The sequence below is a fragment of the Micromonospora sp. DH14 genome, assembly GCF_029809455.1.
GTDB lineage: Bacteria > Actinomycetota > Actinomycetes > Mycobacteriales > Micromonosporaceae > Micromonospora > Micromonospora parva.
The window spans coordinates 107107-122367 of record NZ_JARVKT010000002.1 but is presented as its reverse complement, the minus strand read 5'-3'; the positions used below and the strand labels follow the sequence as shown (position 1 = coordinate 122367).

Genomic DNA, 15261 nt, shown 5'->3' with positions numbered 1-15261 from the left:
ACTTTACCTACCATGAGCCAGGCTCGGGTTACCCAGCGCTGTCAGGAGGCCGAGTGTCCACCGTCGTCATCAAGCGCCCACCACGCCGACCAGCGCCGGAGATCCCCGCCGGTGAGGTGTCGGTGGAGGCACCGCCGGAGATCCCCGTGGTGACCGGTGGACGGTGGCAGCAGATGCTCATGCTGCTGCCCATGCTCGGCGGCACGGTGGCGATGGCGATGATGTTCGGCCGGGGTGGCGGCGCCTACTCGTACGTGGTGGGCGGGATGTTCGGGCTCTCCTCGTTGGCGATGCTGGTGACGTCCTGGGGCAGCGCCTCCGGCACCCCGAAGAAGTCCGAGATGATGGCCGCCCGCAGGGAGTACCTGCGCCACCTGGCCACGCTGCGGCGGCGGGTCCGGCGGACCGCCGGCCAGCAACGGGCCGGGCTCTACTACCGGCACCCGGACCCGGGTCGGCTCTGGTCGACGGTGGACAGCCACCGGGTCTGGGAGCGGCGTCCCGCCGACCGGGATTTCGCTGTGGTACGCGTCGCCGTGGGGCCGCAGACCCTGGCCACTCCACTCGTCCCACCGGTCACCCGACCGTTGGAGGAGCTTGAGCCGATGACCGCTGGCGCGCTACGGCGCTTCCTGGACGCGTACTCGGTGGTGCCGGACCTGCCGGTGGCGCTGTCGCTGCGCAGCTTCGCCCGGGTGCACGTGCGACCCGCCGGCCGCACCCCGACCACCCCGACCACCGGCGCGCCCCCCAGCGCGGACCCGGCGGCGCAGGCGCTGGTCCGGGCCGTGCTGACCCAACTGGCGGTCTTCCACGCCCCCGACGAGCTGCTCGTCGCGGTCTGCGCCGGGCCGGAACGCCGCGCCTGCTGGGAGTGGGTGAAGTGGCTTCCGCACGCCCACCACCCCGCCCGCACCGACGCGCTCGGACCGGTACGGTTGGTCACCAGCTCCGCCGCCGAACTGGAGTCGCTGCTGGCCGACGTGCTGGCCACCCGGTCCCGGTTCAGCCCGGCCGGCCCGGCCACCGACGGCCCGCACGTGGTGGTGGTCCTCGACGGCGGCGACCTGACCGGGGCCAGTGAGCTGACCGGCGACGGCGGCATCGACGCGGTCACCGTGCTGGACCTGGACACTCCGCCGCCCCGACTGCTGGACCGGTACGCGCTGCTGTTGGAGTTGCACGGCCGACGGCTGCACTCGTGGTCGTCCGACGGGCACGCCGAGGTGGGCACCGCCGACCAGTTGGACCTGGCCGACGCCGAGGCGGTGGCCCGACGGTTGGCGCCGCTGCGCCTCGCCGGCACGGCCCGTGGGCCGGACGCCCCGTTCCAGGCCGACCTGGGTCTGCCCGAGCTGCTCGGTCTCGGCGACCCGGAGAGCTTCACCGCGGAACAGGGCTGGTTGCCGCGTTCGGCACGAGACCGGTTGCGGGTGCCGATCGGGGTGGGCGCCGACGGCGGCGCCATCGAGCTGGACCTCAAAGAGTCCGCCCAGGACGGCATGGGCCCGCACGGCCTGCTCATCGGGGCGACCGGATCCGGCAAGTCCGAGCTGCTCCGCACTCTCGTGCTGGGGCTCGCCGTCACGCACAGCTCCGAGCAGCTCAACTTCGTGCTGGTCGACTTCAAGGGCGGCGCCACCTTCGCCTCGTTCGACCGGCTGCCGCACACCGCAGCCGTGATCACCAACCTGGCTGACGCCTTGCCACTCGTCGACCGCATGGTGGACGCGATCAACGGGGAGCTGGTCCGCCGACAGGAGTTGCTGCGGCGCGCCGGCAACTTCGCCAGCGTGCGCGACTACGAGCGGGCCCGGGCGGCCGGCAGCCCGCTCGCGCCGCTGCCGTCACTGCTGCTGATCTGCGACGAGTTCTCCGAACTGCTCTCCGCCAAGCCCGACTTCATCGACCTGTTCGTGCAGATCGGCCGACTGGGCCGTTCGCTCGGCGTGCACCTGCTGCTCGCCAGCCAACGGTTGGAGGAGGGCCGGCTCCGCGGGTTGGACACCCACCTGTCGTACCGGATCGGGTTGCGCACCTTCTCGGCGCTGGAGTCCCGCACGGTGCTCGGCGTCGCGGACGCCCACGAACTGCCCCGCTCTCCGGGCCACGGCTACCTGCGCGCCGGCACCGACCCGCTGGCCCGCTTCAAGGCCGCGTACGTCTCCGGTGCCGTCCGCCGACGGGCCGCACCGGACGGCGTCGCCGCCGAGGGGGGCGCCCGGCTGCTGACCTTCACCACCCACGTCGTACCGGTGGCCGAGCCGGCGTCCCCGGTCGCACCGGTCGTGACGGAGGAGGAGGGTGGCAGCACGCTGCTCGACCTGCTGGTGGACCGGCTCGTCGGGCAGGGTCCCCCGGCGCACCAGGTGTGGCTCGCGCCGCTCGGTCAGCCGCCGGCCCTGGACGAGTTGCTCGGCCCGGTCGAGGTGCACCCGAAGCGCGGGCTCACCGTCGGCAACCCGGAACTGCACGGCGCACTCGGCGTGCCGATGGCGGTCGTGGACAAACCCTTGGAACAGCGCCGGGACCTGGTCTGGCTGGCGCTGGACGGTGCCGCCGGGCACGTCGCGGTGGTCGGTGCGCCGCAGAGCGGCAAGTCCACCGCCCTGCGCACGCTGATCTGCGCGCTGGCGCTCACCCACACGCCGGCCGAGGTGCAGGTCTACTGCCTCGACTTCGGTGGCGGCGGGCTGGCCGCACTGCGCGACCTCCCGCACGTGGGCGGTGTGACCGGCCGCGCCGACCCGACCGCGGTACGACGCACCGTCGGCGAGATGACCACCCTGCTGGTCGATCGGGAACGCCGCTTCGCGGAGTTGGGCGTGGAGTCGATGGCCGCTTACCGGCAGCGGCGGGCGGCGGTGGGGACGGCCGGCCAGCCGGGCGTCGACCCGTACGGTGACGTGTTCCTGGTGATCGACGGGTGGAGCACCATCCGCGGCGAGTACGACGACCTGGAGCCACTCGTCACCGACCTGGCCACCCGGGGCCTGTCGTACGGCGTCCACGTGGTCGCCACCGCGCTGCGCTGGCTGGATTTCCGCCCGGCGATCCGGGACCTGTTCGGCTCCCGACTGGAGCTGCGCCTGGGCGACCCGGCCGACTCGCTGGTGGCCCGGCGTGCCGCCGCGAACGTGCCGGAGCGCCCCGGCCGAGGGGTGACCGCGGAGGGCCTGCACTTCCTCACCGCACTGCCTCAGCTCGGTACCGCCGGTGGCGACACCGCCGATCTGGTCAAGCGGGCCGCCGAGGGGTGGGCCGGTCCCGTGGCGCCCCGGGTGCGGCTGCTCCCGCCGGCGCTGCCGTACGCCGATCTGGACCTCACCTCGACGACCGGGCTGCGGCTGCCGATCGGGATCGCGGAGGCGGACCTGCGCCCGGTGCTGCTCGACTTCGCCGCCGAGCCGCACTTCGTGGTCTTCGGGGACTCGGAGTGCGGCAAGTCGTCGTTCCTGCGCGCGCTGGCCACGTCGATCATCACCCGGTTCACTCCCGAGCAGGCCCGGGTGATCCTCGTCGACTATCGGCGCAGCCTGCTCGGCGCGATCGAGACACCACACCTGATCGGGTACGGCACCGCCGCCGCGCACACCGCCGACCTGATCGAGTCGGCCGCCGGTTACCTGGAGCGGCGGGCACCGGGGCCGGAGGTCACCCCGCAGCAGCTGCGGGACCGGTCCTGGTGGTCCGGGCCGGAGCTGTTCGTGCTGGTGGACGACTACGACCTGGTGGCGGCGGGGCCGGCGAACCCGTTGCGGGCTCTGGAGGAGCACCTGCCGCACGCCCGGGACATCGGGCTGCACCTGGTGCTGGTCCGCCGCTCCGGTGGGGCGGGCCGCGCCCAGTACGAGCCGATCGTGCAGCGCCTGCGGGAGCTGTCCACCGCCGGCCTGGTGATGGCGGGCAGCCCCGAGGAGGGCGCGCTCGTCGGGCCGGTCCGGCCCGGACCGCTGCCGCCGGGGCGTGGCCGACTGGTCACCCGACGGGAGGGCGTACGCCTCGTTCAGCTGGCGCATCTGCCGCCGCAATGACCTGACTCGCCGGTTCTTCCCGTGACGGGTGGGGAAACCGGTAATCTCCGATCGTCATGGTTCCGTCGGGATGAATGGCTGGGGATGTGACTGGGGTGCGGCACAGCGGTCCGTCAGCGGCCCGACGAACGACCGGCCGAGTGCTGCTCGGCGTCGCCGCGGCGCTCGCCGTCGTGGCACCCACCGCGGCGGCCGTGCCGGTCGCCGCGCCCACGAACGGGGGACAGCTCGCTGGCGCGCCGATGGCGTTCGCCCCCGGTGACGCCGTCGCCCGCACCGACCAGGTCCGCGATGAGCAGTGGCAGCTCGACGAGTTGCAGGCCGAGACGGCGTGGCGCAGCTCGACCGGGCGGGGCGTGACCGTGGCGGTGGTCGACTCCGGAGTGGACGGCACGCATCCCGACCTGGTCGGTCAGGTGCTCCCCGGCAAGGACCTGGTCGGCCCCGGCGGCGCCCCGGGCCCGGACCCGGTGGGCCACGGCACCACCGTCGCCGGCCTGATCGCCGGGCGCAGTGACGACAAGCGGGGCGTGGTCGGCCTGGCACCGGACGCCCGGATCCTGCCGGTCCGGGTGCTGGACGAGGAGAACCGTTACGACGACGCGCTGATCGTCGCCCAGGGCGTGCGCTGGGCGGTCGACAACGGCGCCCGCGTGATCAATCTGTCGCTGGGTGGCAGTGGCGACAGCCCGGCCCTGGCCGCCGCCCTGGACTACGCGTTCGTCCGGGACGTGGTCGTGGTTGCCTGCACCGGCAACCTGGCCACCTCCACCAGCACCAAGGTCTGGTATCCGGCTCGGGAGCCGGGTGTGATCGCGGTGGCCGGTCTCGAACGCAGCAGCGACAACCTGTGGTCCGGGTCGATCACCGGCCGGGCGACGGTGCTCACCGCCCCCGCCAGCGGGCTGGTCGGCGCCAAGCCGCCCAGCGGGTACTGGCGGGTGCAGGGCACCAGCTTCGCCGCGCCGCTGGTGGCCGCGACCGCCGCGCTGGTCCGGTCCCGTTATCCGCAGATGCCGGCGGGTGAGGTGGTCAACCGGTTGTTGGCCACCGCCCGGGACCTCGGCCCGACCGGGCGGGACGACCGCTTCGGGTACGGGGTGGTCGACCCGGTGGCCGCGTTGACCGCCCAGGTGCCGCCGGTGACCGTCAACCCGCTCGACGATCAGACGTCGCCGGGCGTGACCGGTTTCGGTCCAGCGCCGGGCTCGGTCGACGACGGACCGGTGTCCGGTGCCGGTAGCGATCCCCTGGGTCTCGCCGCGTCCGGTCAGCAGAGCCGGTGGACGGCTCGGGCGGCGGGCGGTGCGGACACGTCCGCGCCGGCGCAACTGGCGACCACCGTCGTGCTCCTGGTCGCGCTGGTCGCCGGTGCGGCGCTGGTGGTTCGCCGGCTCCGCCAGCGGACCCGTTGATCGCAGCCAACCGGTAGGCCTGACCGGCCGCCTGGTCGGGTAGAACAAGGTCATGAGGACGCACCGGCCGCCCATGCTCGCCCCCACCGGCCGGCCGTCGTGGCGGCACCGCCGATTCGACCCGGACCACGCGCTGGGGCTGCGACTCACGCTCGCCGCGACGGCGGCGTTCCTGGTGCTGGTGCCGTTCGCGCTGCTCACACTGCTGGTGCTCGACGCCTGGGCACCGCTGCACCGGTTGGACACGACGGTCACCGACGCGCTGCACGACTACGCCCAGGATCATCCGGCGTGGGTGGCGCTGATGCGGGTCTGGACCGAGGTGTTCGCCCCGATGCCGCTGCGCGCCGTCGTCCTGCTCCTGGTGGTCTGGTTGCTGCGCCGGGGCGCCCGCCGCCTGGCCCTCTGGGCGGCCACCACCATGGTCGTCGGCGGGTTGCTCGGTCCGCTGCTCAAGCTGCTGGTCGGCCGGGACCGGCCGGAGCTGCTGGACCCGGTGGCCCGGGCCGCCGGTTACTCGTTCCCCTCCGGGCACGCGCTGAACGCCACCCTGGCCGCCGGGGTGCTGCTGCTGGTGCTCCTTCCGTACGCCCGGCGGTGGCCGGCGCGGGTGGCGCTCTGGGTCGCGGCGGTGCTGCTCACCGTGGTGACCGGGCTGAGCAGGGTGTCGCTCGGCGTGCACTTCACCAGCGACGTGGTGGGCGGATGGCTGCTCGGTGTGGCGGTGGTCGCGGCCACCACCGCCGCGTTCACCAGTTGGCGGGCACACACCGGGCTGCGGCCGGTCCGACCGACCCGCGACGGCGTCGCTCCCGAGGTCGAACGACACCCCGGGGCCGCCTGAGGACTGGCGACGGGGCCGGCCGGGTACTGGCGCACCCATGTCCGACCTCGTGCTCCAGATCGTTCGGCGGGTGCTGCTGCCGGTGTCCCTCCTGCTCGGGCTCATGGTGCTGCTCGGGGTGCTGGTCACCCGGGTGTTCGCCCGCATCTGGCCGTTCACCGTGGAGGACACGGTGAACCGGGAACTGGCCGCCGACCGCACCGCTGACTGGAACAACGTCTCGCTGGTGTTCAGCACGCTGGCCAGCACCCAGATGATCGTCGTGGTGACAGTGCTGGTGGCGTTGGCGCTGCGGCTCTGGCTGAAGCGCTGGCGCGAGCCGCTGTTCCTGTGCGCGGCGGTGACCGCCCAGGCGCTGGTGTTCCTGCTGACCACTCTCGCGATCGACCGGCGGCGGCCGGCGGTGGAACACATGGACGTCTCGCCACCGACGTCGAGCTTCCCGTCCGGGCACACCTCGGCGGCGGTGGCGCTCTACGTCGGCATCGCCGTGCTGATGGCGCTGCGCGCCCGGAGCACCGGGGCGAAGGTCGCCTGGTGGACGCTGCTGCTGATGGTGCCGCTGGGCGTGGCGCTGACCCGGATGTACCGGGGGATGCACCACCCGAGCGACGTGGTGGCGTCCTTCGTCAACGGCGGCACCTGCGTCGCGATCATGGCCCGTGCGGTGCTGGACCGGGGGCTGCGGTGGGGTCGGGCGAAGTTGCCGACCGCCGGGAGTCGCGCTCTGCCGGCTCAGACCTGAGCTGACCCGCGGCGGCTCAGGTGCACTCGCCGGTGCCGACCTGCCGGTTGCGTTCGGCCCCCGCCAACGCCACCGGACGGGCCTCGGCCGCCGTCACCGCGAAACCGGTGTTCGGGTCGTCGGACGCCGCCGCGAAGATCACGCCGAGCACCAGGCCGTTGGCGGAGAGCAGCGGACCGCCCGAGTTGCCGCTGCGGACCAGCGCCCGGATCGTGTAGATCTCCCGGGTCACCTCGTTGGCGGAGTAGATGTCCGGGCCCTTGATCCGGTCGACGTCCCGGACCCGCGCCGACTGCGCGTTGTACGGGCCGTCGAGCGGGAAGCCGAGCACGATGGCGTCGGCGCCGCTGCCCGCGTTGCCGGCGGCGAACCGTAGGGACGGTCCGGGCAGCCCGGGTACCAGCAGCACCGCCAGGTCGCGGTTCGGGTCGTAGACGACCACCTTGCCGTCGTACCGCTCGCCGCCCAGCTCCACAGCGACCGAGCGGGTGCCGGCCACGACGTGCGCGTTGGTCATCACCCGGTCGTCCGCGTAGACGAACCCGGAACCCTCGATCCGGCGTGAACAACTGGGTGCCGAGCCGAGCACCTTGACGACCGACTGCTGACCGCTGACCACCACCTGCGATCCGGCCAGCGCCGGGTCCGGCGGGTCGACCTGCCGGGCCCGGGTGGGCGCCAGGTCGCCGAAGACGTCCGGGAAACCGTCGGTGTCGACGGTGTCCTCCAACGCCGTGGACAACCGGTGGGCCTGCTCCGGTAGGACCTGGTTGACCACCGTGATCAACGCGCTGTTACGGACCGAGGCGGCGAGCCAGGGCACCGAGGACGAACCGAGCGGCACGGCCACCAGCCAGGCCAGTAGCAGGACCGCGAACAGCGAGACCAACGCCCCGCCGACGTCGTCGGCCCGTTTGCCCACGTCGCTGGTGATCGTCTTGCGCAGGTGCGAGCCGAGCCAACCGGCGAGCGCCTGCCCCACCACCGCCAGCCCGAAGATGGCCACGAGCGAAATCAGCACGCGGGTGCCGGCGTCCACGAACTGTCTGGCGAACAGCGGCCCCAGCTGGAGACCCAGCAGGAGACCCAGGAAGAAGCCGGACAACGACGTGACGCCGATGACGAAACCCTGGCGGTATCCGCTGATCGCGAACACGAGCATGAGCAGCAGCAGGACGAGATCCACGACGGACACGGGTCAAGCGTACGGGCAGTGTGCCCGGCGGATGACCATCGCTTGCGGATGGTGACCGTGCGGTCAGCGCAGGGCGTTCTCGTCGGCCTCTTCGGTGCCGGCGGACGGGGCCGGTGTCGCCCCGGTCGGCGGAAGTTCCAGCACCCTGCCCGGCGACCACGGACGCGCCCAGCCGCCCATCTCGAGCAGAGTGGCGAGCACCCCCGCGGTGAAGCCCCAGACCAGCATCCCCCGCGCCGAGAACGCCGGCCCGATCCAGCCGCTCGGGTGGCGGACCCGCAGTCGGTTGGCCGGATCGACCAGCTCACTCACCGGCAGACGGGCGACGTGTGCCACCTCGGCCGGCTCCCGTGGGTGCACCGGGTGCGGGTCGTGCCACCAGGCCAGCACCGGCGTCACCACGAAGTCGCTGACCGGGATCCACAGTTTCGGCAGCTCGGCCAGCACCGTCACGCTGGCCGGGTCGAGGCCCACCTCCTCGTTCGCCTCACGCAGGGCGGTGGCGCGGACGTCGGCGTCCTCCGGGTCGGCCGCACCGCCGGGGAAGGCCGGCTGACCGGCGTGGTTGCGCAGGTTGGCGGCGCGTTGCAGGACCAGCACGTCGGGGCCCACGCCGGGCTGCTCGCCGAGCAGCACCAGCACAGCGCTCTCCCGACCGCCCTCGGCCGGCGTGGTGAGCCGGGTGAAGTCCTCGGCGCGGGCGGTGCCCAGCCGGGTCAGCAACGGTTCGATCCACCCGGGTGGCCGACGGGTCACGCCGGCACCGCCAGGCCGAGGTGCTGGCGGACCAGCGTGGCGAGCGTGGCGTCGTCGAGAGCGCCGGTGGCGTCGATGTGCCGGATCTGACCGTCGGCGGCGACGAAGAGGGTCAGCGGAATGGCGTTGCGCCTCAACTCCCGCTGCAACGCCTCACCCTGGTCCACCAGCATCGGGAACCGGACGCCGAAGTCCTCGCCAATGGACCGGGCGCCGCTGCGGCTGTCCCGGCTGTTGACCCCGATCACCTGGAGCTGACCGGCGGTCCGCTCGCTGAGGCGTTGGAACGCGGGCAACTCCTTGCGGCACGGCGGGCACCACGACGCCCACACGTTGATCACCGCCGGTCCGGCCACCGCCCCCAGCGCGACAGGAGCACCGCCGGTGAAGCAGGAGAGGGTCAGCGCCGGCAGCGCCGGCCCACCAGCGGCGGGCGCTGTCGTGCCGGAGCCGGGGGCCGCGGGCGTCGAAGCGCCGGAGCTGGGAGACGCGGGGGTCGACGCGCCGGAGCCGGGGGTCGCGGCCGTGGGCGCGGTGCTCAACGTGGCGCAGTCCCGGAACGGGGATGGTCGCTCGGCGGCGGCCGGACGGGGCGCCGGCTCGTCGTCGGCAGTGCCGCTGGTGCAGGCGGTGACGGCCAGCAGCAGTGGCAGGACGGCGAGGGCGAGGCGGCGGTTCACGGCACCTCCGCCGTGACCGCCTGCGCGGGCACCAACTCCGGGTCGACCCCGGCGGCCACCGCGAGGTCGCGCGCCCGAGGGCCCTTGAGCAGCTTGGCGGCGGCCGCCGGCTCGGTCGGGCCGGTGCCGTACGAGGGGCAGAGCTTGGCGAGCGTGCACGCCCCGCAGGCCGGTTTACGGGCGTGACAGACCCGTCGCCCGTGGAAGATGATCCGGTGCGAGAGCATGGTCCAGTCGCGCTTGTCGTACAGCGCGCCGATCGCGTGCTCGATCTTGACCGGGTCGGTCTCGGTGGTCAGCCCCCACCGGTGGACCAGCCGCTGGAAGTGCGTGTCGACGGTGATGCCCGGGACGTCGAAGGCGTTGCCGAGGATCACGTTGGCGGTCTTGCGGCCGATGCCGGGGAGCGTCACCAGGTCGACGAGCCGGCCGGGGACGTTGCCGTCGTACCGGTCGAGGAGTGCCTGACCGAGCTTGAGCAGCGAGTCGGTCTTGTTGCGGTAGAAGCCGGTGGGCCGGATCAGCTCCTCCATCTCGCCCCGGTCGGCGCCGGCGTACGCGGCAGCGTCGGGATAGCGGGCGAAGAGCTTCGGGGTGACCTCGTTGACTTTCTTGTCCGTGCACTGCGCGGACAGGATCGTGGCGACGGCCAGCTCCAGAGCGTTGGAGTGGTCCAGCTCACAATGCGCGTCGGGGTGCGTCTCGGCCAGCACCCGGCCGATCTTGCGGGCACGGCGTTTGCGCCCGAGGTCGGTCTCGCTGGCACCGGGAGGGCTACTGGTCACGACGGTCAGCCTACGTCGCACCCCGGACGTCCTCCTCGGGTCAGCCGGCGGTTGGCGGCGAGATCTTCCCCTGCCCGTCGAACCGGGCGCCGGCCTTCGGGAAGTCGGCGCGGCTCAACTCGGTGACCAGACCCAGGCCCCGGTCGTCCGGGTCCATCGTCGGCTTGCCGGCGGAGTTCATGTACGTGGAGGTGAACGAACCACCCGCCCAGCTACCGTCCGGCTTGAGCGACACCTTCAGCACCCCGCCCCAGCCGAGGCGGCCGGCGTTGCTCAGCGAGTTGCCGCCGCCGGCGAAGTTGCCCAGGCTGTACGCGATCAGCCGGCCCTGGTAGAACTCCATCCCGCGCAACACGTGCGGGCCGTGCCCGACGATCAGGTCGGCGCCGGCGTCGATCATCGCGTGCGAGAACTTCACCGGGTCGCCCCGGTTCTCGCCCAGGAACATCTCGGTGCCCGGCTTCACCCGGGTCTTGTCGGCGCCCTCGCCGCCCATGTGCACCTGCACCACGACCAGGTCGGCCATGGTGGCGGCCTTGGCAACCACTGTCTTCGCCTTGGCGATGTCGACGAGACTGTTGGACCAGACGTACGACGAGAAGCCGGCGACAGCGACCTTGACGCCCTTGACGTCGACCACGGTGATCTCGTTCGGCGCGCCGGTGTGCTCCAGCTCGTACTTCTGCAGCGCCTTCTGGGTGTTCTCGTAGCCCTTCGGGCCGTAGTCGTAGCCGTGGTTGTTGGCCTGGTTGAGCACGTCGAAGCCGGCGTCGCGCAGGTGCCCGGCGTACTCGGGCGGGGCGCGGAACTGGAAGCAGCGGGTGGAGTTGGCCCCGCACTTGCCGGTGCCGGTGTCGACGGTCAGCGGCTCCTCCAGGTTGCCCATCACCAGGTCGGCCTTGAGCGCCTCGGTGACCGAGTTGAAGAAGCCCTTACCGCCGGCGGCGGGCAGGCGACTGGGCGCGTTGCCCATGATGATGTCGCCGGTGGCGGAGAGCGAGATCGCGCCACCCGTACCGGAGGAGGCGGGCCCGGTGGCCTTCGGGCCGGCGGTGGAGACCGGTGCGCCGGTGCCACCACCTCCCGCGCCGGGCTGCCAGACGGGTGCCTCACCACCGGGGTCGGCACAGCCGGCCACGAGGAGGGCGGCCAGCAGCGCGGCGAGGCCGAGGGCGACGCGGCGACGCGGGCGGGACGCGAGGGGGGCGGGAGCGTACATCGCCCGCGACCCTACCGGTCGTTAAACCCGCCGACGATGGCCGATCGGTTGGACTTTGCACCCTTGAGCTGCTCAGACCACGGCACGACCGGCCGGGCGCCGCCGGCCAGGACCGCCGCGTGCACCGCTCGGGCGAGCGGGGCGCCCCAGGTGGAGCGCGGCCCGCCGTACGCGGCCTCCGGCCCGTCCACCGGGCAGAGCACGGTGACCGCGTCGGTGGGCGTGCCGGTCCCCGGCACCCTCAGGTCGGTGATCGCCTGGGTCTTCGCCTCGGTCGCGGTGGCCACCGCGTTGACGAGTGCCGAGTCGGCGAGCCGGGCCGGCACGTACACCACGATGTTGACTGTGCCGACGCGCTCGGCGAGCGCGGCCGGCGTCGGCGCGGCCGCGGGCACCGGCGTGCCGAGCCCGACCGTCGCCCAGGCCCGCACCCCGGTGTCGGTCCGCGCCACCACCTCGGCCACATCGACGCCGGTCAGCAGACCGACCCCGGCGCCGTCCAGGGCCAGCTCAGCGGCGAGCGAGGCCAGGTGCGCCGCGGGGTCCTCCCGGTCGTACGACATCGGCACTGTCGCGTTCAGCACCCACCGCCGGACCCCGATGCCACCGCCCAGCGGGCCACTGCTCACCGCCCGCAGCGGCACGTCCGCGCGCCAGACGAGCAGCGGGACGTGCCGCCCGTCCTCGGCGCGGCTGGTCAGAATCGGCTCGCTCAGCACGTCGGGCAGGTTACGCCCACCGATCAAGATTCCAGGGGCGACCTCTGATTCATGCTCACGTGCGCCTAGACTTGGCGGCGCGCGAGGGGATCAGCGGACGGCGGCCCCGGCCGACGGACGGCACGCGCAACCGGAGGTGCGCAATGGACGAGGTACTGGCCCGCAGCGGGATCTTCCAGGGTGTTGACCCGGAAGCTGCCGAGGCGCTTGCCAAGGAGATGGAGACGATCGAGGTCCGCAAGGGCGAGATCGTCTTCAATGAGGGCGAGCCCGGTGACAGCCTCTACATCCTGCTGTCCGGGAAGATCAAGGTTGGTCGCCGCGCGGCGGACGGCCGGCAGAACCTGATCGCGGTGATGGGGCCGTCGGACATGGTCGGTGAGCTGTCGCTCTTCGACCCGGGTCCGCGTACGGCGACCGCCACCGCGGTGACCGACACCCGGCTGGTGCGGCTGCGTAAGCAGGCGCTGCGGCCGTGGCTCAACAACCGCCCGGAGATCGCCGAGCAGTTGCTCCGGGTGTTGGCCCGTCGACTGCGCCGGACCAACGACTCGCTCGCCGACCTGATCTTCACGGACGTGCCGGGCCGGGTCGCCAAGAACCTGCTCCAGATGGCGGGGCGCTTCGGCACCCGCGACGGTGGCGTTCTGCGGGTGACCCACGACCTCACCCAGGAGGAGATCGCCCAACTCGTCGGCGCCTCCCGGGAGACCGTCAACAAGGCGCTGGCCGACTTCGCCTCGCGCGGCTGGCTGCGCCTGGACGGCAAGAGCATCATCATTCTGGACCCGGAGCGCCTGGCCCGTCGCGCCCGCGTCTGAGCGGCACAGCACGTCCCCGTCTGCGGCCGGCGCCGGCCGCAGACGGGGACGTTTGCCATCTGCCTGGCGCAGAATCGCTGGCCCCGGGGCGGTGCCAGCGGTGAGGGTGGGGCCATGGTGAACCGTGTTGCCGTGCTCTCCGACATCCATGGTGTTCTGCCGGCGCTGGAGGCCGTCCTGGCTGAGCCGGACGTCGCCGCCGCCGATCTGATCGTGCTCACCGGTGACATCGCCGCGGGCCCGCAACCGGTCGAGGTGCTGGACGTGCTCGCCGACCTGGGCGACCGGGTGTGCTGGGTCGGCGGCAACGCCGATCGCGAGCTGGTCGAGGCCCGGGCCGGGCATCCCGCGTCGATCGAGGTGTCGAACTGGGCCGCCGGGCAACTGCGTGACGATCAGGTGGCCCGGCTGGGCGCGCTGCCGGCGACGGTGACGATGGAGGTCGACGGCCTCGGGCCGACGCTGTTCTGCCACGCGACGCCCCGCGACGACGAGGAGGTAGTGCTCGTCGACTCCCGGTTGGCCCGCTGGGCGGAGGTGTTCGACGGTCTTCCCGCCGAGGTTTCCACGGTGGTCTGCGGCCACACCCACATGCCCTTCACCCGGCTGGTCGACCGGCGGCTGGTGGTGAACCCGGGCAGCATCGGCATGCCGTACGGGGGCGCGGGGGCGTGGTGGGCGCTGCTCGGGCCGGGCGTCCAACTGCGCCGCACCGCGTTCGACGTGGACGCCGCCTGCGCCCGGGTGGCAGCGGAGTCGACCTTCCCCGACGCCGCCGCCTGGGCCGACGAGTACCTCCGCTCCCAACACAGCGACGCCGACGCGCTGACCGTCTTCGGCCCCCGAGACGGCCGCTGAGCCGGCAGCCTGACGGCGCAGAACTGGCAGCCCGACGGCGCACAGCCGACGGCGCGAGACGGCGCAAAGCTGGCGGCGCGAGACGGCGCAAAGCTGGCGGCGCGAGACGGCGCAGAGCTGGCGGCCCGCCGCTGGGAAGGCTGTTCGACAGCCGCTAACGCGGCATCCGGCGGTCGCCGAGCAGGCACCCGACGGCCACGCCGGCAGCACTTCGGTACGGGTCACGGGCCCTTTGGAGCTGAATCGTTTGCGGCATCAGTGGTCGGCATTCGGCAAGCAGATCCAAGGCAAGGCAACAGGCAACAGGCAACGGGTGAGGCCGACCGGTGAGGCCGACCGGTGATTCGTTTGTGACATCAGCTCCAAAGCGAGGCCACTGCCCCCATGCCGTCTCCTGGGCGGCGCCACCGCCACGCCGCGCCGTCACCACCCGCCGTCCCGTCACGAATCCGCCGCGCCTGCGCGAGCCCGAGCCCGCCCGGCTCGCACCCGAGCGACACGGGTCTAAAAAAGTCAGTCTTGACTGTTTGTTTCTCAGGCCCCAGGCTGTTCGCGTGTCCCCCGCATCGACCCGTGTCCCCCAGCAGGAACGCAGCCGCGCCACCCAGGCCCGGCTGCTGGAGGCGACCGTCGACTGCCTGATCGAGCACGGTTGGTCCGGCACCACGACCACCGTCGTCGCGGCGCGGGCCGGTGTTTCCCGTGGGGCTCAGCTGCACCACTACCCGACGAAGGCCGCGCTGGTCACGGCCGCCGTGGCCCACCTGGCCGAGCGTCGGGCCGACGAGTTGCGCACCGAGGCCGAGGCGTTGCCGGCTGGCCCACAACGGTTGGACCGGGTCGTCGACCTGCTCGCCGTGGCGTTCACCGGTCCGCTTTTCGTGGCCGCGCTTGAGCTCTGGGTCGCCGCCCGCACCGACCGGGAACTCCGCGACGCCCTGGTGCCGCTGGAGGCGACGGTCGGGCGGGAGATGCACCGGCTCACCGTCTCCCTGCTCGGCGTCGACGAGCGTCGACCCGGCGTCCGCGAAGCGGTGCAGGCCACCCTCGACCTGCTCCGCGGGCTCGGGGTGGCCAACCTGCTCAGCGACGACTCGGCCCGCCGGGCCGCCCTGCTGACCACCTGGAAGCGCCAGCTCACCACCCTGCTCACCCCCTGACCGCCGGCCGCACCGGCCCCCACCGACCGG

13 protein-coding genes are annotated in these 15261 nt (G+C 72.9%); 7 read left to right on the top strand and 6 right to left on the bottom strand.

Going from position 1 to position 15261, the window contains the following annotated elements:
* Positions 1-53: 53 nt before the first annotated feature.
* The 4 genes from eccCa to QCZ28_RS04695 all read left to right on the top strand — a co-directional run bounded on the left by eccCa (position 54) and on the right by QCZ28_RS04695 (position 7038).
* Positions 54-4034 (top strand): type VII secretion protein EccCa, encoded by a 3981-nt coding sequence (gene eccCa, locus QCZ28_RS04710; protein ID WP_279515387.1) that lies wholly within the window; start codon positions 54-56, stop codon positions 4032-4034.
* A gap of 74 nt (positions 4035-4108) precedes the next feature.
* On the top strand, positions 4109-5449 hold the full coding sequence (gene mycP / locus QCZ28_RS04705) for a type VII secretion-associated serine protease mycosin (protein ID WP_279515386.1): 1341 nt from the start codon (positions 4109-4111) through the stop codon (positions 5447-5449).
* A 52-nt stretch (positions 5450-5501) separates the two neighbouring features.
* Positions 5502-6293, top strand: coding sequence for a phosphatase PAP2 family protein (locus QCZ28_RS04700; protein ID WP_279515385.1), 792 nt, complete (start codon positions 5502-5504; stop codon positions 6291-6293).
* A gap of 37 nt (positions 6294-6330) precedes the next feature.
* The gene (locus tag QCZ28_RS04695; protein ID WP_279515384.1) at positions 6331-7038 is read left to right on the top strand and encodes a phosphatase PAP2 family protein; all 708 of its coding nucleotides are present in this window, start codon (positions 6331-6333) and stop codon (positions 7036-7038) included.
* A gap of 16 nt (positions 7039-7054) precedes the next feature.
* Here the strand turns inward: QCZ28_RS04695 and QCZ28_RS04690 are convergent, their stop codons facing one another.
* From QCZ28_RS04690 to QCZ28_RS04665, 6 genes are all read right to left on the bottom strand, one after another.
* Complete coding sequence (locus QCZ28_RS04690) at positions 7055-8233, bottom strand: MarP family serine protease (protein WP_030328027.1); 1179 nt, start codon at positions 8231-8233, stop codon at positions 7055-7057.
* A gap of 63 nt (positions 8234-8296) precedes the next feature.
* The gene (locus tag QCZ28_RS04685) at positions 8297-8989 is read right to left on the bottom strand and encodes a CoA pyrophosphatase (RefSeq protein WP_279515383.1); all 693 of its coding nucleotides are present in this window, start codon (positions 8987-8989) and stop codon (positions 8297-8299) included.
* Entirely contained in the window at positions 8986-9669 is a 684-nt protein-coding gene (locus QCZ28_RS04680) for a redoxin family protein (RefSeq protein WP_279515382.1), read from the bottom strand. Before QCZ28_RS04680 ends, QCZ28_RS04685 begins: the two co-directional genes overlap by 4 nt.
* Positions 9666-10454 (bottom strand): endonuclease III, encoded by a 789-nt coding sequence (gene nth, locus QCZ28_RS04675; protein WP_347815084.1) that lies wholly within the window; start codon positions 10452-10454, stop codon positions 9666-9668. The genes QCZ28_RS04680 and nth overlap by 4 nt, the downstream gene beginning before the upstream one ends.
* Before the next feature lie 40 nt (positions 10455-10494).
* Positions 10495-11673: a CapA family protein gene (locus QCZ28_RS04670; RefSeq protein WP_279515380.1), complete on the bottom strand. Its 1179-nt coding sequence runs from the start codon at positions 11671-11673 to the stop codon at positions 10495-10497.
* Between the two features lie 11 nt (positions 11674-11684).
* Entirely contained in the window at positions 11685-12392 is a 708-nt protein-coding gene (locus QCZ28_RS04665) for an adenosylcobinamide amidohydrolase (RefSeq protein ID WP_279515379.1), read from the bottom strand.
* A gap of 143 nt (positions 12393-12535) precedes the next feature.
* Between QCZ28_RS04665 and QCZ28_RS04660 the strand changes: the two genes are divergently transcribed.
* The 3 genes from QCZ28_RS04660 (at position 12536) to QCZ28_RS04650 (ending at position 15231) form a co-directional block, all read left to right on the top strand.
* Positions 12536-13213, top strand: a complete 678-nt coding sequence (locus tag QCZ28_RS04660) for a Crp/Fnr family transcriptional regulator (RefSeq protein WP_007466162.1) — start codon at positions 12536-12538, stop codon at positions 13211-13213.
* A 114-nt stretch (positions 13214-13327) separates the two neighbouring features.
* Entirely contained in the window at positions 13328-14071 is a 744-nt protein-coding gene (locus QCZ28_RS04655) for a metallophosphoesterase family protein (RefSeq protein ID WP_279515378.1), read from the top strand.
* A 554-nt stretch (positions 14072-14625) separates the two neighbouring features.
* Entirely contained in the window at positions 14626-15231 is a 606-nt protein-coding gene (locus QCZ28_RS04650; protein ID WP_279515377.1) for a TetR/AcrR family transcriptional regulator, read from the top strand.
* Positions 15232-15261: the final 30 nt, after the last annotated feature.

What these genes read in the sequence shown, in the direction of transcription:
- mycP (WP_279515386.1), top strand. Translation starts at nt 4,109, where the DNA reads ATGGCTGGGGATGTGACTGGGGTGCGGCACAGCGGTCCGTCAGCGGCC.
- QCZ28_RS04700 (WP_279515385.1), top strand. Translation starts at nt 5,502, where the DNA reads ATGAGGACGCACCGGCCGCCCATGCTCGCCCCCACCGGCCGGCCGTCG.
- QCZ28_RS04695 (WP_279515384.1), top strand. Translation starts at nt 6,331, where the DNA reads ATGTCCGACCTCGTGCTCCAGATCGTTCGGCGGGTGCTGCTGCCGGTG.
- QCZ28_RS04670 (WP_279515380.1), bottom strand. Translation starts at nt 11,673, where the DNA reads ATGTACGCTCCCGCCCCCCTCGCGTCCCGCCCGCGTCGCCGCGTCGCC.
- QCZ28_RS04660 (WP_007466162.1), top strand. Translation starts at nt 12,536, where the DNA reads ATGGACGAGGTACTGGCCCGCAGCGGGATCTTCCAGGGTGTTGACCCG.
- QCZ28_RS04655 (WP_279515378.1), top strand. Translation starts at nt 13,328, where the DNA reads ATGGTGAACCGTGTTGCCGTGCTCTCCGACATCCATGGTGTTCTGCCG.